The following is an 18960-nucleotide window of genomic DNA, read 5'->3' as shown; positions in this document are numbered from 1 at the left end:
ACTCGACTTAATCGAGGTAATCGCGAAGGACCTGCGAGCGCGACGGGTGCCGGAGCTTGCTCATGGTCTTCGACTCGATCTGGCGGATACGCTCGCGCGTCACTCCGTAGACCTTGCCGATTTCATCGAGGGTCTTGGGCTGGCCGTCCTCGAGGCCGAAACGCATCGCGACCACACCGGATTCGCGCTCGCTGAGCGTATCGAGTACGGAGTGAAGCTGTTCCTGCAAAAGCGTGAAGCTCACGGCATCTGCGGGCACAACGGCTTCGGAGTCTTCGATGAGGTCACCGAACTCGCTGTCGCCGTCCTCGCCCAGCGGGGTGTGCAGCGAGATGGGCTCGCGGCCGTATTTCTGGACCTCGACGACCTTTTCGGGGGTCATATCGAGTTCCTTCGCGAGTTCTTCTGGAAGCGGCTCGCGGCCGAGATCCTGGAGCATCTGGCGCTGAACGCGTGCGAGTTTATTGATGACCTCGACCATGTGAACCGGGATGCGGATCGTGCGGGCCTGGTCTGCCATCGCACGTGTGATCGCCTGACGAATCCACCAGGTCGCGTAGGTCGAGAACTTGTAGCCCTTCGCGTAATCGAACTTCTCTACGGCGCGAATGAGACCGAGGTTGCCCTCCTGAATGAGGTCAAGGAAGAGCATGCCGCGGCCCGTATACCGCTTTGCCAGCGACACGACGAGTCGGAGGTTTGCCTCGAGCAGGTGGTCCTTCGCGGCCTTGCCGTCAGCAACGATAAGTTCGAGGTCGCGGCCCTCGATGCTCTTCTTGAGCGATGGATCTTGCTTAAGCTTGTGCTCGGCATAGAGCCCGGCCTCGATGCGTTCGGCGAGCTCAACCTCCTGGACGGCATTGAGCAGCGCGACCTTGCCGATCTGCTTGAGGTAGTCCTTCACCGGGTCGGCAGTGGCGCCGGCGGTCACAACCTGCTGAGCCGGCGAATCATCATCGTCGTTCGTGAGCGCGAAGCCCTTGCTCGGATCGTCGTCGTCGGCGGAGTCGGTGTCGTCTGCGCCGCTGGAGCCTTCCGCAGCAGAATCTTCTTTCTTGGTGCCGCGTTTGCCGGCCTTCTTCGCCGACGTACGCTTGGCAGCCCTCTTGCGCGAGGCCTTCGATTCTGTTTCTTCGGAGCCGTCCTTTTCACGAGGAGCGTCTTGCTCGGCCGTCTCCGCTTCGGGCTCGCTCTTCGCACTCGAAGCGGTCTTTTTCGAGGTGTCCTTTTTCGACGCAGCTTTCTTGCCGCGCTTCGGGGCACTCTTCGAGGCCTCGACGGAATCAGCGGCATCGCCCTTACTCGCGCCGGCGCTCTTCGAGGCTGCCTTCTTCTTGCGGGAGTCGCTCGGACGGTCGAGGATCTCGATCCCGGTCTCCTCGAGCTTGTTGGAGAGCGATGCAACCTTGTACGGGGAGATACCGAGGGACTTGGCGGAGGCCTTGAGGGCCTCGTAGCTCACCGAAGTCGCTCCATCGAGAGCCGACGTGAGGGCCTCGATGTTCTTCGTGACTTCTTCTTTCTTAGACGTGCTCGTCGACACAGGCTTCCTTCAGTTGGGATCCGAGGGTGGTGCGCGGGCTCAGCTCTCGCACCGTGTGGCGGCGGGCGAATCGCGCACGAACCGTACAATTATAACGGCCCGATATTCGGATCTATTCCAGGCGCACCTAGTCTTTTGTCACGAGAACGGGGCACGGCGCCTCGAGTAGGAGCCGTTTCACGGTTTGGCCGAGCATGAGTCTGCCTACGGGGGCGCTGTGCCGAAGGCCGATCACGATGACGCTTGCGTTCTCCTCGCGCGCAACCCGCAGAAGAAAATCACCTATGTCTTTGCTGCTTTCAGCTCCCGCCTCACGCACGCGCACTTTGAGAGTTTCGAGGTAGGCACGCTCGTCGTGGCTCATGCGTGCAGACACGCGGTTGATCGCTTCCTGGACTTCCTCGGCATTCGCGCAGCACGCACCTTCGAAAGGATCCGCGTACGGGAACGAAGCTACGAGGAGCTCGCGGTCAGTGACGGCCACGTCGCGGATCGCAGCCTCGAGCGCGGCATCTCCCTGAGACGTCGGGGCATAGGCGGCGACGACAACCATGGCGATCCTTTCTACAAACAGCGCGCTCGAGTAGTGAGCACGCGGGGGAAGCTCAATAATCGTGCGGAGCAAGTCTACTGAGTTTCGGCCCGGTTCGTCACACGTACACGCGGTCCCGGACTCTTGCTCTGACCACAGTTATCCATGAGTCGAGGCATACGTTTTTCAAGCCAAAGCGGGCATATTCCCGCATGCGCGAGACCCAGAACGAGTTCAGCCATATCGCAGTGGTCTCCGGCTGCGAGGATGTCATCCGCCAAGCGGAAGGCCTCCCCCATACGCCCGCTGAACCACAGGAGGAAGGCGGCAATCGCCCCAAGATTGGCGAGAGCCTCGCGGTAGCGAGGCGAACAATCCCACGCATTCGACCTTCGCCACAGGCCCTTAAACACCTCGATCACACGATCGCCCTGGCCGCCGGGCATGAGATGCGGCCCCGGAAGAAACTCTGGGTCCTCGAACACTGAAGCGATGGCCACCGAGGGGCTCGCAAAAGCGTCCTGTTCAGATTCCACGACGTGCGCGATGATGTGGTCACGCCCGGGCCCCAATGCCGCTAGCGATGCGAGCACGTGAACGGCGTCCTGAAGGCGCTTGGAGTCACCATCCCCGATGCGCCCGCCCTCTCGTTCTTGACGCGCGTGCTGAGCACTCAGTTCCTCGAGCGCGCTACGACTCGGCCCCTCGAGGCACGTGAAGGTGCGAAATTCGGTATCGCTCTCGCACAGCGAGCGAACGGAGGCAAGGAAAGCATCGTCCATCGCCTCCCTCTCGACTTTTTCGCGAAAGGGAATGCCGCTTGCGACCGCGCTCGCAGCGAACTGACTTTCTTCGAGCAGACCAAGGTGCGTGACTTTCCAGTAGTCGCCATCTGCCGTCGTACTGAGCGCCCACGGCCCTTCATAGGCGTGTAAGGCACAGGGGATAGTGAGACCGCGCATGAGGCACGCCTCGGCGACAAGGTCGCACAGCGCAACGAGCAGATCGATGGTCTGCGTGTCGTGACGATCTCTATCGAAGCATTCGGCCCTCTCCCCCGGGCACTCTTTGCATTCGCCGGGAACCGGCGAACCCGTAGCGAGGATGGCAAGGTGAGTTGCGCCGAGCGCCTGGAGGTTGAGTGCGAGCCGCGACACCTCAAAGGCTGCCCATTCGGGCTCTGTGCCCTCGTCAATGCGCATCCTGCTGAGCATGACCCCCGCCTCGCCGTTTGGACTCGCACCACATCCAAAAACGATGAGTGAGGAATCGATATCAAGGCGGTCAAAGTGCATGGCGACTGCCGCAAAAACATCGCGTGCATCAAGCAGATTAACGGTGGGAGCAAGCGCTTGTGACTCGCATGAAAAATGCTGTGTTTTATGTGTCATGCCTCAAGCGTTACCGCTGTTGACCGAGCGTGCACGCCTGAGATCCTCGCTTGTGGAGGCCTGCGTCTGTGGGGCCCGAACCGCAGTTCGTCGCTCTGTGGCACGATGGAAATTCACAACAGCACGGCGAGAGCACGCCACACCGAGCCGAGGAGGATCCGCGTGCATCACCCCCCTTTCGACGACGTTCGCGAGAGCGTCACCACAACCCTCACGCGCTTCCTCGAAACCGAGAGCGACGCCCTGGGGACAATCGCGCCGGAAGCTGCAGATCTTGCCGCGCTCCTCACGGGTTTTCTTGAGGGAGGCAAGTGCCTGCGACCGATGTTCGTGCACGCGGGCGCGTGTGCTGCCAACCCTTCGCTCGGAGACGCAGATGCGAATGACGTGGCGACGCTCGGCGCGGCCGTCGAACTCGTGCAAGCAGCGGCCCTCATCCACGACGATGTTCTCGATCACTCGCCGACCCGCAGGGGACGCCCCGCTATACATGCCGCCGCCACCCACGCACACGAGGCACGCAACCTCGCGGGAAGCGCGGAGGATTTCGGTATCGCGACCGCGGTCATCCTCGGTGATCTCGCCCTTGCGCTCGCCCATCAGCTTGCCTCTCACGCTTTTGCCGGAGCCGACGACCGCTCTCATTTCCACGCGCTGTGTGCAGAGGTGATGGCCGGCCAGTACCTCGACATCTTGAACCAGTCCGGCGCCATCACCTCCACGAAATCTGCAACGGATTCCGCCTCCCTCGTGACGCGCTGGAAGACCGTCTCCTACACGGTCCACAGGCCTCTCATGATCGGTGCGACCCGCTGCGGCGCTTCTCCCGCACTCCTCGAATCCCTCGGCGCCTACGCACTTCCCGCTGGCGAAGCTTTCCAGCTCCGCGACGACCTCGACGGAGTCTTCGGGGACGAGGCCGCCCTTGGGAAATCCACAAGCTCAGACATCCGTGAAGGCAAGCGCACGATGCTCCTCGCTCTCGCGCAGGAGCGCGCAGGCGAAACCGACCGCCGCGTTCTCGCAGCAACCGTCGGAAACCCTGACGCAGATACGGAGAGCATCGAACGCGTGCGCGAGATCATGACGGCCACGGGGGCCCGCGAGAGCGTCGAGAACCTCATTCGTCAACGCGAGGACGACGCGCGCGAAGTTATCGCGAACGAGCTCTCATCGCTCACCTCGAACGAATCGTGCGAACTCCTCGACTCGCTCGTGCGAAAACTCGCCCGAACGGACCGCTGAGCCCCGTTCCCAGATGAGTGAAGACGCTCGGACCGTGCCCGAAAACTACGGCTAAAAGCCGAGCGACTGGGCGCGCCGGCGCACCTCGCCACGCTGCCCGCTTCGCAAATGGTCGATAGGCCGGCCGGGCAGAGAAGCATCGTCGGTAAACAGCCACTCGATGATCTCGTGGTCGGCGAAATGCTGGTCGTGGAGAAGCATGATCGTGCCTCGCAGGTGCGGAAGGACCGCCCCGTCACGCAGGAATTCGGCGGGCACAGAACGGACCTTAGGGGTTCCGCGGCGCACCTCGACGAGGTGGAAGTCCTCAATCAAGCGCTGCACCTTGGTCACCGAGATACCGAGGATCTCCGCGACGTCGGGCAGTGGAAGCCACGCCTCTACGAGAGAGTCGAGCCGGTCGATGTCGTCAGCTGAGATATTCACGCCTTCAGCATATTCCAGGGTGTCGTGCGCGGGCACCCGGTGGCTGCCCGCATAGACTTGCGGCGTGAGTACCGAGTCTTCTTCCCCAGACATCGGCCTCGTCCTTAGCAACCGCTACCGCGTCGAGCATCTGATCGCGCGCGGTGGCATGGCCACGGTGTATCGCGGCTTCGACGAGCGCCTGCATCGCCCTGTCGCGCTCAAAATCATGCACCCGCATCTCGCGGACAACCCTGAATTCATCTCGCGCTTCTCTCGCGAAGCCCGAAGCGCGGCCCGGCTCACCCACCCCCACGTGGTCAATGTCTACGACCAGGGCGAAGATCAGGGGCGCGTGTACCTTGCCATGCAACTCGTCGAGGGCGAGACACTGCGCGACGAACTCCGCCGCGACAAAACCCTCAGCCTCAAACGCGCACTGCGTGTTGGCCGCGACGTCCTCGCCGCGCTTGATGCCGCACACCGCTCCGGCATTATCCACCGCGATATCAAGCCCGAAAACGTTCTCGTGAACGCCGAGCGCGACATCCTCGTCGCCGACTTTGGCCTCGCACGCGCCGTTGGATCCGCGACGACCTCCGCCACCGGCACCTTGCTCGGTACGGTCGCGTATGTCAGCCCAGAGGTCGTCACACGCGGCGTGAGCGATGCCCGAAGCGACCTGTACTCGTGGGGCATCATGATGTTCGAAATGCTCGTGGGCCGCACTCCTTTCCAGGGCGACTCGGCCGTGCATATCGCCTACCAGCACGCGCATGAGGACATCCCCGCGCCGTCACAATTTGCGCCGGGCATCCCCGCCTCTGTTGACTCCATCATCACGTGGGCGGCCTCGCGTTTGCCCGCCTCGAGGCCCACGCGCGCCCACGAAGTACTCCTCGCCCTTGACGAGGCTCTCGACACACTAAGCCCCACCGAACTCGCCTACCGCGCGCATCCCGCACCGAACGTCAAGGCCAATGCCGAGACGGCCGGCGTTCCTCGACTCACACGCCAGTTCTCACCCTCAACGGCGCGCACCGATTCCGCTTCGTCACCAGCCTCCCCGGTATCACCGGTATCACCGGCATCGCCGTCGAACGAAGCCCTCTTCGATGACAAAACCTCAGAAAAGTTCTGGGAAAACGACACCCCAGGTCGCGAACTTTCCACGACCGGAAGTGGTGCGGGAGCGGCGGTCAGGAAAAAGTTCGAGCTCCGCGAGCAGCCGTCGGACTCCCCCGATGCCGACGAAAGCATCCGGGAAGTAACCCTCACGGGCCCTCGCCGCTCGCGCGGTGCCCATGCGAGCGAGTCCCGCCCCTCGCCAGCCCTGCGCTTCCTCGCGCTCGCAAGCGTCCTTGCACTCGTCGCAGCGCTCGTCTTTGGCGGCGTGCACTGGTACGACACAGAAGGCCCCGGCGGCGCGCGCACCGTGCCGCTCGTTGCGGGCGCAACTCTCAGCGACGCTGAAGCCGCGCTAACGGCGCAACAACTTACGGTGACAACGGCACAGGCCTACAGCGACGACGTCCCGAAGGGCCACGTTATATCCTCGGATCCCGCCACGGGAGCGGAGGTGCGCAAAGGCAGTTCCGTGCGCCTCACCATTTCCCTCGGGCAGGAACTCTTTGACGTTCCGCAGGTGAAGGGCCAGGCGGTTTCCGACGCCACCTCAGCCCTCACTGACGCGGGTTTTCAGGTCACCGAGACCCGCGAATACTCGGCAGACGTGCCGAAAGACACCGTCATCAGCCAAAACCCCGCAGACGCGTCTCTGCCTGCGGGCGCGCACGTCACGCTCACGGTCAGTGACGGACCCGAGCCGGTCGAGGTTCCGAGCGTCGCGGGAAGTGAGCGCAAAGCGGCAATCAAGGCCATTGAAGGCGCGGGCCTCGTGCCAAAGGTGAACGAGCAGTACAACTCGAACGTGCCCGCCGGCCAGGTCATCTCGCAAGATCCCGCCGGGGCCACGTCGGTGCTTCCCGGCAGCGAAGTCAAGATCTCCATCTCGCTCGGCCCCAACCTCGTCGGGGTTCCCGACGTCTTCCGCAAGAGCGAAGCCGACGCCCGCGCGGCGCTCGAAAAAGCCGGGCTCAAGGTCCAGGTCGTCTACGAGCGAGGCACGCCCGTCTTTGGCCTCGTGTCCCAGCAGTCGCAGCCGGGCGGCACAAAAGTACCGCGCGGCTCGACCGTGACGATCACGGTGTACTAGCGGCGATCAGCTCGGCCGATCGCCAAGCATGTCGGCGACGAGAAACGCGAGCTCAAGCGACTGCGAGTGATTGAGGCGCGGGTCGACGAGCGTCTCATAGCGGCGGTGCAAGCCCTCTTCGTCAAGCTCGCTAGAACCGCCTAGAACCTCGGTGACGTCGTCGCCCGTGAGCTCCATGTGGAGACCAGCCGGGGTTGTGCCAACCTCCCAGTGCGCCTCAAAGAACCCGCGCACCTCGTCCATGATGTCGTCGAAACGGCGAGTCTTATAACCGTTCGAGCTCGTGATCGTGTTGCCGTGCATCGGGTCTGTCACCCACACGGCTTCGATTCCTTCACGCTTTGCTGCCGTGAGCAGCACGGGAAGCTTCTCGCGCACGTTCGTGGCGCCCATGCGGGTCACAAAGGTGAGACGGCCCGGCTCGCGCTCCGGATCAAGGACCTCTGCGAGCCGAAGCATGTCATCCACGCTCGCGTTCGGGCCGAGCTTCACGCCGATCGGGTTGCGCAGTTGCGACATAAAGTACACGTGCGCACCGTCGAGCTGGCGCGTTCGCTCACCGATCCACAGGAAGTGGCCAGAGCAGCCGTAGATCTCACCCGTGCGAGAGTCGACGCGCGCGAGGGCCTCCTCGTAGTCGAGGAGAAGCGCCTCGTGCGACGAATAAAACTCGACCATGCGAATCGGGTCGAAGTCCACACCGATGGCCTCCATGAAACGCACGGCTCGCTCAATGTCTTCCGCGACTCGCACGTACTTCGAGTAGGCGTCGGACTCCACGAACCCCTTGTTCCAGGCCTGCACCTGCCGCAGGTCCGCGAAGCCGCCGCCCGTGAACGCGCGCAGAAGGTTGAGGGTCTGCGAAGCGGTCGTGTACATCTTCCACAGGCGCGAGGGATCGGGCGTGCGGGATTCGGAGGTGAACTCGTAGCCGTTGACCGCATCGCCGCGGTAGCTCGGGAGGCTCACGCCGTCGATCGTCTCGGTGTCGCTCGAGCGAGGTTTGGCGAACTGACCGGCCATGCGCCCCATCTTGATCGTGGGAAGCGAGGCGCCGTAGGTCAAGATCGCCGCCATCTGGAGGATCGTCTGGACCTTGTTCTTGATGCGGTCGGCAGTCGAGTCCGCAAAGGTTTCTGCGCAGTCACCTCCCTGAAGGAGGAACGCCTCGCCACGCGCCGCTTTAGCGAGGTGGGTGCGAAGGAGGTCAACTTCGCCCGCAAACACGAGTGGGGGCGCTGCCCTCAGTTCATCGAAGACCCGCGCCCGCTCCTGCTCGTTCGGCCACGTTGGCTGCTGGACCCTCGGATAGTCGCGCCACGACGAAAGCGCCTCGAGATGCGCGGATGATTCGGAAAGCTCGAACGGATGGAATGTCGCGGCAACGTTACGGTTCTGATAACTCACCCGGTCATAGTAGGCGAAAGTCACGAGTGCGGCATGTGGATCCGCTCAGCGTCGCTCTCACGACCGGAACTTACGAAGCGTTCGCGTCCTTGAGTCTTTTCTTCACGTCCGCGGCGTACTCGTCCACATACTCCTGGCCGGATAGCTCGCGAATCGCCTCCATGAGCGAGCGCGTGAGCGCGCGAAGTTCTTCGCGCGTGGCGGGTGCGTCGCTCGGATTGTCTGCCCTCAACGTCGACAACTGCGCGCGCATGTCGATCGTGGGGCCGATCTGTGTATGGAGCTTTGAACGGAACTTCGGCACGATGGAATTCTTCGAGCGCTGCGCCTCAAAGGCGCCAAGTTCGGCGACGGGAAGGATGGGCGCACCCGTCGCGAGCGCGAGGCGTACCGCGCCCGTCTTACCGCGATACATCCGCCCGTCATGGCTCCTCGTGCCCTCGGGGAACACACCGAGAGCGTGCTCACCTTCGAGCACCGCGATCCCCGCGTCGAGCGCCGAGCTCGCGCCACCGCTTCCCGAACGATCCACGGGAATCACATTGACCGAACGCATGAGCCACGCAAAAAACTTCCCTGGGACCCCTTTGCCCTTGAAAAGAGCATCCTTTCCAAGCCAGTGGATCTCGCGCGGAATCATGCACGGCACAAAATAGGTTTCGAACGCGGAGGTGTGATTGCACGCCATGATCATGCGTCCCGAGGATGGAACGTGCTGGAGGCCCGATACGGTGGGCCGCCAAAGGAGCGTGAGGAGAAATTTAACGATGGGTTGCAAGACGGGATAGAGATGCACGGGGATAACCCTATAGGGCAGCGCCCATCGTGAGGGAAGGAACGCGCCACACGAAGCCTCCTACATCCCTCAATGGTCGTGAGGCGCGTACACTCGAGTGCAGCCCCGCCTAGAAGTCAAGGAGCATTCCCCCGTGTCACGCGAGTTCGAAACGCCGCAAATCGCAGAGTCGAAGCCAGACGAAAACATCACCGACTTCCTCCTTCTACGCCGCACCAAGTACGCCGACATTCCCCTGTGGGAACGTCAGCTCACCCCCGGCACATGGTCGCCCATGTACGCACCTGAATTCATCACGCTCGTGAAGCGTCTCGCACAGGGGCTTATCAACGAAGGCGTCCAGCCAGGCGACCGAGTCGCGATCATGTCTCGCACGCGCTTCGAATGGGTACTCATCGACTGGGCATTGTGGTTCACCGGGGCGATCAGCGTGCCGATCTACGAAACGTCCTCCCCCGGGCAGATCGAATGGATCGCTTCGGACTCCGGTGCACGCTTCATTTTTTGCGAGAACGCCGGCCATGCGCAGGATATCGACGAAGTTCGCCCTTCGCTCTCGGACCTCGAGCAGGTGTGGGTCATCGAAGAGGGCATCATCGAGCAGCTCTCCGTCGCAGAAGCCGACATCGACGACGACGCGATCGAGAAGGCGCGCAAGAGCCGGCACAAGTCAGACACCGCGACGATCGTCTACACCTCCGGCACGACCGGCCGGCCCAAGGGCGTGGAGCTCACGCACGCAAACTTCATGGATCAGTCCCTCAACGCAGTGGGCCTTCTGGGTGAAGCGGTTATGCCCCCTGGCTCGCGCCTGCTGATGTTCCTTCCGCTCGCGCACGTGTTCGCACGCGACATCACGTTCATCACCATCGTGTGCGGGTGCACGACAGGTTTCTCCCCCGATGCGAAGCACCTCCTCGACGATCTCGCCTCGTTCAAGCCCACGTCCCTGCTCGCAGTCCCTCGCGTGTTCGAAAAGGTCTACAACGGCGCCGAGCAAAAGGCTGTTGGAGACGGTAAGGGTAAGATCTTCCACCGTGCCGTCGAGGTGGCCATCCAGTATTCGAAGGGCCTCGACACGGGCAAGATTCCCCTGCACGTGAAAGCCCAGTACAAGCTGTTCGACACGCTCGTGTACTCGAAGCTGCGCAATCTCATGGGTGGAAAGCTCACCTACGCAATCTCGGGTGGTGCACCACTTGGCGACCGCCTCCCCCACTTCTTCCGCGGCATCGGTGTCACGATCCTGGAAGGCTATGGCCTCACGGAAACGACCGCCCCCGTAGGCGTCAACAATCCGTGGGATGTCAAGGTCGGCACCGTCGGCCCCCCGTTCCCAGGCGCCAAAGTCAAGCTCAACGACAAGGGCGAGCTGCTCGTCAAGGGCGTCATGGTTTTCAAGGGCTACTGGAACAATCCCGACGCCACCGCGCTGGCCCTCCAGGACGGCTGGTTCAACACGGGCGACACCGCGAGCATCGATGAGGACGGCTACATCACGATTACGGGCCGTTCAAAGGAAATCATCGTCACCGCAGGCGGCAAGAACGTGTCGCCTGCCCAGCTCGAGGACACCGTTCGCCAGAGCCCCGTCGTTGGCCAGTGCATCGTTCTTGGCGACCAAAAGCCGTTCGTGTCCGCGATCGTGACTCTCGACCGCGAAATGCTCCCCCGGTGGCTCAAGAACCAGGGGCTCGGGTCGATGTCACTTGCCGAAGCCATTACGAACGAGCAGGTCATCGCCGAGGTCCAGAAAGCCGTTGACGAAGCGAATACCTCGGTCTCTCGCGCCGAGTCGATCCGCAAGTTCGAGATTATTGATGCGGATTTCACGGAGGAAAACGGTTACCTCACCCCGTCGTTCAAGCTCAAGCGTGCCGCTGTTGTGAAGGATTTCTCCGAGGTCATCGACCGCATTTACACGAAGAAGTAAGGCGGACGGCGCCATCGCTCGGGCTGCGCAGCGGGCATTCGAGGATCTTGGCCCGGAGCTCATCGACGTCGAGTTCGTTGTCGTCGACCTCGAGACCACCGGAACGAATACCGAGCTGGATGCCATTACGGAAATTGGCGCCGTGCGGGTCGTGGGCGGCGAGGTTGTCGAGGAGTTTCAGACGTTCGTCAACCCCGAACGCCCGATACCTGCGTACATCGCCGCGCTCACGGGGATCTCTGACCACATGGTTCGCGATGCGCCGTCGGCAGAAGCGGTCATCCCCGCGTTCCTCGAGTTCGCGCGCACCTCGGTTCTCGTCGCGCACAACGCACGCTTCGACATCGGTTTCCTAAAGGCGGCTGCTCTTCGGCTCGATTACCGGTGGCCTCCCTTCGAGGTCGTCGATACACTCACGCTTGCACGCCGCGTTTTCGGACGCGACGAAGTGAAGAACCACAAGCTTTCGACTCTCGCGGGGGCGGTTGGGGCAACTACGGTGCCCAACCACCGCGCGCTTTCGGATGCGCGAGCAACGGTCGATGTGCTCCATGAGATCATCGCGCGACTTTCTGTCGGTGGCGCAAGCCATCTCTCGGATCTCACCTCGAGCGGGAAGAAAGCAAGCCCCGCCCAAATCCGCAAACGCCACCTCGCGGCGGACATCCCGCCCGTGCCCGGCGTGTACTCCTTCGTCGACGCCAACGGTTCAACGCTGTACATCGGCAAGTCGGGCAATCTCCGCTCGCGCGTGCGCACCTATTTTTCACCGAACGAGACAAGGCGCGCCGTCCTCGACATCATTCCCGTGACCGAGCGCATCGACGTTGTGCAGTGTTCGAGCGAAACCGAGGCCGCTATCCGCGAGCTGCGCGCAATCGCGAGTGAACGCCCCATCGCCAACCGTCAGGGAATCCGTCCCTCTAAGGGCAATTGGCTTCGGGTCACGACCGATGGGCTGCGCCTCGCGCGCACTGTGAAAAGTGAAACGTCGCTCCACGCCTATATCGGCCCGCTTCGCTCGCGCCACGACGTCGAGCCAATTCGCTCCCTCGTGTACGCGGCGCTGACTGCGGCTATCGGGGCTGAAGAGGACAACGCTGGTGCCGCGGAAGGTCGCGCCGGGACCGAAAGTCCGACGGTTCCCCGGGAACCGTCGGCTGCCGTGGGTGGTCTGCCGGTGCCACCGGTTTATGGACCGACGCTTGCCACAGAACCGTCGGAGCCCGTGCACGGCAGCGCAGGCTTCCACGCACGTATGTACCGGGCCCTCACCGAGGATCCGAGCGATGTATTTGAGTACGCGGCTAAGAAAATGCGCACGCTCGTGGGGCGTGGTCTCTACGAGAACGCCGAGGCGCTGCGCACAAGGGTCGAGTTGTTTGCTGATGCCGCACGGCGTGCCGCACGATTGCGATCGATCGCGGAGGTTCCACTCCTCGTCGCGGCGCGCAAAATCTCGTCCCACGACGCTTCGGCTGAATCGCCCTGGCAGTGGGAGATTCTTGCCGTACGACACGGGCGGCTTGGGGCAGCGCGCACGATGCCGGCGTGGAGCGACCCGCTTTCGGCTATCGAGGCACTTGCTCGCGAAAGCGAAGCGGAGGCCGCCCTGTGCACCCCGCTTTGCTTCGGCTACCACCACGAGGCTGAGCTCATCCTCGAATGGCTCGCGAAACCTGGCATCCGGATCGTTCACGTGGAGGGCGAGTGGTCGATGCCGTCGACCGCCCGCTTTACGATCGAAGAGTTTCAGCGGGTATTTCGACGCTCTGCGATACGTTGATCCACCGCTCAAGCGCGGCCTTGGCGGCTCCGGAATCGAGTGAGTCTTCGGCCCGCTTCACGGCGCTGAGCATTCGCTCGGCGAAGGCCGGGCTGGCGTCGGAACTCTCCCTGAGCCCCTCGGCTGCGACGATGCCAGAAGCGGCATTGAGCACGACGGCATCTCGCACGGGCCCAGTCTTGCCGGCAAGCAGGTCTCGCGCCACCTGGGCATTGTAGGAGGGGTCGCCACCGCGCAACGCGTCGATACGTGCGCGTGAGAGTCCGTAGTCTTCGGGTGCGACAACGTGCGACGTAACGGAGCCGTCCCTTACCTCCCACACATCGGTTTCGGCGGAGATACTCAGCTCGTCGAGGCCGTCGCGCCCGCGCACGACGATTGCGGACGCGCCGCGGTCTGCAAAGACACCCGCGATGACAGGCGCCATCTCCTCGAATGCCACGCCGACGGAATGAGCACGAACCCCGGCGGGATTGGTGATGGGACCGAGCACGTTGAAAACCGTGGGCAGTTTGAGACCGGCTCGGGCAACCGCACCGTGTTTCATCGACGGATGAAAAACCTGGGCGAAACAAAACGAGATTCCCGCTTCGTCAAGCACGCGCTGCACGCCCTCCACGGGAAGATTCAGGCGCACCCCGAGCGCGTCGAGTACGTCCGCCGAACCCGATTTCGAACTCACGGCACGGTTGCCGTGCTTCGCCACAGGAATCCCCGCGCCGCGGATCACGAGCGAGGCCATGGTCGAAATATTGACGGTATTGGCGCCGTCTCCGCCCATCCCCACGATGTCGACGGCGCCAGTGGGCGCACTAATGATCCTCGAGTGCTCGAGCATAGAGGAGGAGAGAGCGTTGACCTCATGGGTCACCGCCCCCTTCGACTGAAGCGCCACGAGGAAACCGGCGAGAGGGACCGGACCAACGTCGCCGCGCATGATCTGCTGCATCGCCCACCACGCCTCTTCGGACGTGAGATCGCGCCCTTTGATGAGGGCGTGGGTCAGCGCGGGCCACGTATAGATTTCTTGATCCGTCATGGCGGTCATATTAAGGCGTGAACGCTCGTGACGTAGAGCAAGCCCACCAGACGGAACACGGCTTAGATCACGGAAAAAACCGGGACAAAAGCCCCGTTCGATTCAACAATCGCGGCTCCAACAGGTATGCTGAAAAAACCTGCGCACGGACTTTTGTCCCAGCAGGGTCGCACGGGCCTTGCCCGCAGCGGCCGAGACCATGTGCCGTGCATGGCCTCGCAACCCGACCAACGACGAATGAGAACCGTGACAACTGCGACTCTTTCCTCCGCCCCTCGCACCTCCCCCGTGAGCAGGCCGAACACCACTCAGGTCGGCACCATCGTGTGGCTCGCGAGCGAAATCATGTTCTTCGGTGCGCTCTTTGCTATGTACTTCACGCTGTACGGCGTCGTACCCGAGGTTTTCTACGAGGGTCAGAAGAACTTCACGCTCAACTTCGCCATCACCAACACCCTCATCCTTGTCACGAGCTCAATCACGTGCCAGATGGGTGTATTCGCCGCAGAAAAGCGCCGCAAGCGCCGCACCGGCTCGATCGTCAACATCGCCGGCTGGGGCCTCATCGAGTGGTACACCCTCACCTTCATTCTCGGCGCGATCTTCGTGTCGGGCCAGGCCTTCGAATATGCCGAGCTCGTGCATAAGGGCCTCACCATCTCGAGCACGCCTCATGGCTCAATCTTCTACCTCGCCACGGGCTTCCACGGCCTCCACGTCCTTGGCGGGCTTATCGCCTTCCTCTTCGTCCTCGCGCGCGCCTACTCCGCGAAGAATTTCACGCACCACGAAGAGGTCAGCGCGATTTGCGTGTCGTACTACTGGCACTTCGTCGACGTCATCTGGGTAGCCCTCTTCTTCGTGGTCTACCTGCTTGACCCGCTTGTTCTCCACACCGTTGAAGGCAACTGGGCCTTCTTCTAAAGCTCCCCTACTCGGATTCGCACCCTTTATCGAAACGAGGTCCTCACAGTGAAGGCTCTGGCCACACACCGCCATCACCCGATGGCGCTCCTTGCCATCATCTTGATGGCGTTGATCGCCACGGGCGGTTTGTTTGCCGTCCTCTCCCCCAAAGACGCATCCGCCGAGGCCTTCTCGGCCTCCGACGTCGCCGAAGGGAAGAAGCTCTTCGTCTCGAACTGCGCGACGTGCCACGGCATGAACGGCGAAGGTCGCAAAGACAGTGACGGCAACACGGTTGGCTCCTCGCTCATCGGCGTTGGCGCCGCTGCCGTCGACTTCCAGGTGGGCACGGGCCGCATGCCCATGCAGGAGTCTGGCCCGCAGGCGCAGCGCAAGCCCGTGCAGTTCACCGATAAGCAGATCTCCCAGCTTGCCGCTTACGTGGCCTCGCTGGGCCCCGGCCCGTCGATTCCCACTGAGGAGCAGCTGAGCAAGGAAGGCGCCGACATCACCAAAGGTGGCGAGATCTTCCGCATCAACTGCGCCATGTGCCACAGCGCGTCTGCTGCCGGCGGCGCACTTACGGAAGGCAAGTGGGCCCCGACTCTTCGCGATGTCGAGGACAAGCACATCTACGAAGCCATGGAATCCGGCCCGCAGAACATGCCGGTGTTTAACGACAACAACCTGAGCCCCGAAGACAAGCGCGACGTCATCGCCTACCTCAACCAGCTTGAAGAGAACGGCTCGCCCGGCGGCTACTCCCTCGGCGCGCTCGGCCCGGTCACCGAGGGCCTCTTCGCCTGGACGGCGATTCTCGCGATTCTGCTCGGCTGCGCTATCTGGTTGGGAGCTAAGGCAAAGTGAACGAACTGACACACAACATCGACGGCACCTCGCCGCGCACAGGCGTAAGCACTGTCGCCCGCGCGGAAGAGGGCGGTTTCCGCAACCCGGGCATTCCGCCGCACGAGTACCGCCAAGCAGATCTCGACCCCAAAGCTGAAAAGCGGGCTGAGCGCATCGTGTCGCTGCTGTTCGTCATCTCGATTCTCGGCACGGCATTCTTCATCGCTTCCTACTTCCTCTTCAGCCCCACGGGCACAAACCTCCTTGCAGAAGAGGGCACCCTCTCAGCGGTGCACTGGTCAACTCTCACCATGGGTATCGGCCTCGCTGTTGGCATCTTCTTCATCGGTGCAGGTGCGATCCACTGGGCAAAGACGCTCATGCCCGATCACGAAGTCACCGAGGAGCGTCACGCACAGCGCGGCGATGAAGAAACGCGCGAGGCTGCGTCGAAGATTCTTGTCGACGGCATCAATGAGTCCGGTATCGCCCGCCGCCCGCTGGTCGTCGCCTCGCTCGTGGGTGCGCTGGCGGCCCTTCCTATCGCCGTGCTCTTCCCGATCTCGACCCTCGGCCCCCTTCCCGGCAACAAGCTCCACCACACGTTCTGGGGCCGCGCCACGGAAAACAAGAAGCGCGTTCGTATCGCACGCGACCATGACCAGACGCCCATCAAGGCTTCGGACGTCACCGTCGGCTCGATTTTCCACGTGATGCCCGAGGGCCTCACCGAGGAGACTCCCGACTGGATCGAGGAGCGCGCGAAAGCAGCAGCTATTCTCGTGCGCATCGATCCTGCAGACGGCAAGAATGAGGCTTCACTTGAGGCTGGCCACGAGGGAATCCTCGCGTTCTCGAAGATCTGCACGCACGTCGGTTGCCCCGTCGCGCTCTACGAACAGCAGACCCACCACATGCTGTGCCCGTGCCACCAATCGACGTTCGATGTCACCGACGGCGCCAAGGTTGTCTTCGGCCCGGCGCACCGTCCGCTCCCGCAGCTTCCCATCGAGGTTGACGACGAGGGCTACCTTGTCGCAACCGGCGATTTCCCCGAGCCCATCGGTCCCAGCTTCTGGGACATTCACAAGGAGAAGTAATTCCTCATGAGTGACACCCAGACCACCGGCCTCGACCGCAACTCGAAGGCCTTCAAGCTCGGCTCGGTAGGCGCTAGCTGGCTCGATGAGCGTACGAGCGGCGCCAACATCGTCAAAGGTTTCGCACGGAAGATCTTCCCCGACCACTGGTCGTTCATGTTCGGCGAAGTCGCGCTCTACAGCTTCGTCGTTCTCGTAATCTCGGGCATCTTCCTCACGATGTTCTTCGTTCCCTCGATGAATGAAGTCGTCTACGAAGGCTCCTACACGGCGCTCCAGGGCTCGCACATGTCAGCAGCGTTCAACTCGACGCTGCACCTGTCATTCGACGTGTGGGGTGGCCTCCTCTTCAGGCAGATCCACCACTGGGCAGCGCTCACGTTCATGGTGGCGATCTTCGTGCACATGTTCCGCGTCTTCTTCACGGGTGCTTTCCGCAAGCCGCGTGAGCTGAACTGGCTCATCGGCTTCGGCCTCATGGTGCTCGCCATGCTTGCTGGCTTCTCCGGGTACTCGCTTCCCGACGACGTTCTCTCGGGCAACGGTTTGCGTATTGCCGACGGCGTCATGAAGGCCATCCCGATCCTCGGCACCTACGGTTCGATGCTCATGTTTGGCGGTGAATTCCCGGGCCATGACATCATCCCGCGACTCTTCACCGTCCACATCCTTCTCATCCCCGGTGCGATCCTGGCGCTCATCGCACTGCACATGTTCTTCCTCGTGATGCACAAGCACACGCAGTACCCCGGCCCGGGTCGCACCGATCGCAACGTGGTCGGCTACCCGCTTTTCCCCGTTTACACGGCGAAAGCCGGCGGCTTCTTCTTCATCGTGTTCGGTGTACTCACCCTCGTGGGCGCCACCGTCGCCATGAACCCGGTATGGAACTACGGTCCTTACGACCCCTCCCCCGTGTCGGCTGGTTCGCAGCCCGACTGGTACATGCTGTTCCTCGAAGGCTCGCTGCGCCTCATGCCGGGCTGGGAGCCCACGATCTTCGGCTACCCAATCTCGCTCAACATCATCATTCCCGGCATGATCTTCCCGGGCATCATGTTCGGCAGCCTCGCGCTGTATCCGTTCATTGAACAGTGGGTCACCGGCGACGACCGCGAACACCACGTTCTCGACCTTCCGTACAACACGCCCGTGCGCACGGGCTTCGGCGTCGCCTGGATTTCTGCCTACGTCGTCTCGATGCTTGCCGGCGCGAACGACCTCATGGCCGTCGCCTTCCACATGTCGCTGAACAACCTCACGTGGTTCTTCCGCATCGGCATCTTCGCGATCCCGGTCATCTCGTTCATCGTGACGAAGCGCGTGTGCCTCTCAATCCAGAAGCACAAGAAGCAGATCGCCCTCCACGGCGTTGAAACCGGCAAGGTTGTGCGCATGGAGAACGGTGAAACGCTCGAGATCCACGAGCCTCTCAGCGAGTATGATCGCTGGGTTCTCGTGAGCTACGACAACCACCGCCCGCTCAAGAAGGGCGAGGGCGTCTCGTCGCTTCGAGCAAAGGCCTCGAGCTTCTTCTTCAAGGACCGTGTGGAGCCTGCTACGCCTGCGGAGCTCCGCGAGGCGCTCGAGCACTCGGGCCACGAGGAGCATAAAATCAAGGCTCTCGTCGGCAGCTGATCGAACGCCCGTCCCGAATTCCATAGAGGTTGTGGGGGTTTGCCACTGAGCTTCGGCTCGGGCAGGCCCCCACTTCTGTGTGCCAGGGCTTCTTCTGCTTCGCCTCTTGCTTCCCTACCACGCCTCCGTTCCCTTCTCTTCTGTCCCCCTCTTCCCACCTAACCGGATTGAGGGC

General features: G+C 62.5%; 15 protein-coding genes. 8 read left to right on the top strand and 7 right to left on the bottom strand.

The window, feature by feature from the left end:
- Positions 1 to 7: 7 nt before the first annotated feature.
- From DEHOM01_RS05270 to DEHOM01_RS05260, 3 genes are all read right to left on the bottom strand, one after another.
- Positions 8 to 1543 carry an RNA polymerase sigma factor gene (locus DEHOM01_RS05270; RefSeq protein ID WP_156468307.1) on the bottom strand — a complete coding sequence of 512 codons (1536 nt, stop codon included), beginning with the start codon at positions 1541 to 1543 and terminating at the stop codon, positions 8 to 10.
- Between the two features lie 127 nt (positions 1544 to 1670).
- Positions 1671 to 2096: a universal stress protein gene (locus tag DEHOM01_RS05265; protein ID WP_061211813.1), complete on the bottom strand. Its 426-nt coding sequence runs from the start codon at positions 2094 to 2096 to the stop codon at positions 1671 to 1673.
- Positions 2097 to 2170: 74 nt separating this feature from the next.
- The gene (locus tag DEHOM01_RS05260) at positions 2171 to 3466 is read right to left on the bottom strand and encodes a hypothetical protein (protein WP_061211812.1); all 1296 of its coding nucleotides are present in this window, start codon (positions 3464 to 3466) and stop codon (positions 2171 to 2173) included.
- A gap of 162 nt (positions 3467 to 3628) precedes the next feature.
- On the opposite strand from DEHOM01_RS05260, the gene DEHOM01_RS05255 reads away from it, so the two are divergent.
- Positions 3629 to 4711, top strand: coding sequence for a polyprenyl synthetase family protein (locus tag DEHOM01_RS05255; protein WP_061211811.1), 1083 nt, complete (start codon positions 3629 to 3631; stop codon positions 4709 to 4711).
- A gap of 51 nt (positions 4712 to 4762) precedes the next feature.
- Here the strand turns inward: DEHOM01_RS05255 and DEHOM01_RS05250 are convergent, their stop codons facing one another.
- Positions 4763 to 5137 carry an Rv2175c family DNA-binding protein gene (locus DEHOM01_RS05250; protein ID WP_232049701.1) on the bottom strand — a complete coding sequence of 125 codons (375 nt, stop codon included), beginning with the start codon at positions 5135 to 5137 and terminating at the stop codon, positions 4763 to 4765.
- A 64-nt stretch (positions 5138 to 5201) separates the two neighbouring features.
- On the opposite strand from DEHOM01_RS05250, the gene pknB reads away from it, so the two are divergent.
- Complete coding sequence (gene pknB, locus DEHOM01_RS05245; RefSeq protein WP_245630659.1) at positions 5202 to 7331, top strand: Stk1 family PASTA domain-containing Ser/Thr kinase; 2130 nt, start codon at positions 5202 to 5204, stop codon at positions 7329 to 7331.
- A gap of 6 nt (positions 7332 to 7337) precedes the next feature.
- Here the strand turns inward: pknB and DEHOM01_RS05240 are convergent, their stop codons facing one another.
- Both DEHOM01_RS05240 and DEHOM01_RS05235 read right to left on the bottom strand, forming a co-directional pair.
- The gene (locus DEHOM01_RS05240) at positions 7338 to 8738 is read right to left on the bottom strand and encodes a class II 3-deoxy-7-phosphoheptulonate synthase (RefSeq protein ID WP_245630658.1); all 1401 of its coding nucleotides are present in this window, start codon (positions 8736 to 8738) and stop codon (positions 7338 to 7340) included.
- Positions 8739 to 8808: 70 nt separating this feature from the next.
- Complete coding sequence (locus DEHOM01_RS05235) at positions 8809 to 9534, bottom strand: lysophospholipid acyltransferase family protein (protein ID WP_061211808.1); 726 nt, start codon at positions 9532 to 9534, stop codon at positions 8809 to 8811.
- A gap of 133 nt (positions 9535 to 9667) precedes the next feature.
- On the opposite strand from DEHOM01_RS05235, the gene DEHOM01_RS05230 reads away from it, so the two are divergent.
- Both DEHOM01_RS05230 and DEHOM01_RS05225 read left to right on the top strand, forming a co-directional pair.
- Complete coding sequence (locus DEHOM01_RS05230) at positions 9668 to 11467, top strand: AMP-dependent synthetase/ligase (protein WP_061211807.1); 1800 nt, start codon at positions 9668 to 9670, stop codon at positions 11465 to 11467.
- 13 nt (positions 11468 to 11480) lie between these two features.
- Entirely contained in the window at positions 11481 to 13253 is a 1773-nt protein-coding gene (locus tag DEHOM01_RS05225) for a DEDD exonuclease domain-containing protein (RefSeq protein ID WP_061211806.1), read from the top strand.
- Here DEHOM01_RS05225 and trpD read toward each other — a convergent pair.
- Entirely contained in the window at positions 13204 to 14301 is a 1098-nt protein-coding gene (trpD, locus tag DEHOM01_RS05220) for an anthranilate phosphoribosyltransferase (protein WP_156468306.1), read from the bottom strand. The genes DEHOM01_RS05225 and trpD overlap by 50 nt on opposite strands.
- Positions 14302 to 14529: 228 nt before the next feature.
- Here trpD and ctaE point away from each other — a divergent pair, with 228 nt between their 5' ends.
- The 4 genes from ctaE to qcrB are packed head-to-tail and all read left to right on the top strand — an operon-like array spanning position 14530 to position 18785.
- Positions 14530 to 15216: an aa3-type cytochrome oxidase subunit III gene (gene ctaE, locus DEHOM01_RS05215; RefSeq protein ID WP_016664687.1), complete on the top strand. Its 687-nt coding sequence runs from the start codon at positions 14530 to 14532 to the stop codon at positions 15214 to 15216.
- Between the two features lie 48 nt (positions 15217 to 15264).
- Positions 15265 to 16065 carry a cytochrome bc1 complex diheme cytochrome c subunit gene (qcrC, locus tag DEHOM01_RS05210; RefSeq protein ID WP_061211804.1) on the top strand — a complete coding sequence of 267 codons (801 nt, stop codon included), beginning with the start codon at positions 15265 to 15267 and terminating at the stop codon, positions 16063 to 16065.
- Positions 16066 to 16070: 5 nt separating this feature from the next.
- Positions 16071 to 17147: a cytochrome bc1 complex Rieske iron-sulfur subunit gene (gene qcrA, locus DEHOM01_RS05205; RefSeq protein ID WP_034374937.1), complete on the top strand. Its 1077-nt coding sequence runs from the start codon at positions 16071 to 16073 to the stop codon at positions 17145 to 17147.
- A gap of 6 nt (positions 17148 to 17153) precedes the next feature.
- A complete protein-coding gene (qcrB, locus tag DEHOM01_RS05200) occupies positions 17154 to 18785 on the top strand; it encodes a cytochrome bc1 complex cytochrome b subunit (protein ID WP_061211803.1) in 1632 nt (543 codons plus the stop codon).
- Positions 18786 to 18960: the final 175 nt, after the last annotated feature.

Source organism: Dermabacter hominis NBRC 106157, from assembly GCF_001570785.1.
GTDB classification, from domain to species: Bacteria; Actinomycetota; Actinomycetes; order Actinomycetales; family Dermabacteraceae; genus Dermabacter; species Dermabacter hominis.
Note: the sequence above shows the minus strand (reverse complement) of the source record. Positions and strands in the feature narration are given on the sequence as shown.

Excerpts from the sequence above, each read along its gene's own strand:
- DEHOM01_RS05265 (WP_061211813.1), bottom strand. The coding sequence starts at position 2,096 with ATGGTTGTCGTCGCCGCCTATGCCCCGACGTCTCAGGGAGATGCCGCG.
- qcrB (WP_061211803.1), top strand. The coding sequence starts at position 17,154 with ATGAGTGACACCCAGACCACCGGCCTCGACCGCAACTCGAAGGCCTTC.
- DEHOM01_RS05260 (WP_061211812.1), bottom strand. The coding sequence starts at position 3,466 with ATGACACATAAAACACAGCATTTTTCATGCGAGTCACAAGCGCTTGCT.
- ctaE (WP_016664687.1), top strand. The coding sequence starts at position 14,530 with ATGAGAACCGTGACAACTGCGACTCTTTCCTCCGCCCCTCGCACCTCC.
- trpD (WP_156468306.1), bottom strand. The coding sequence starts at position 14,301 with ATGACCGCCATGACGGATCAAGAAATCTATACGTGGCCCGCGCTGACC.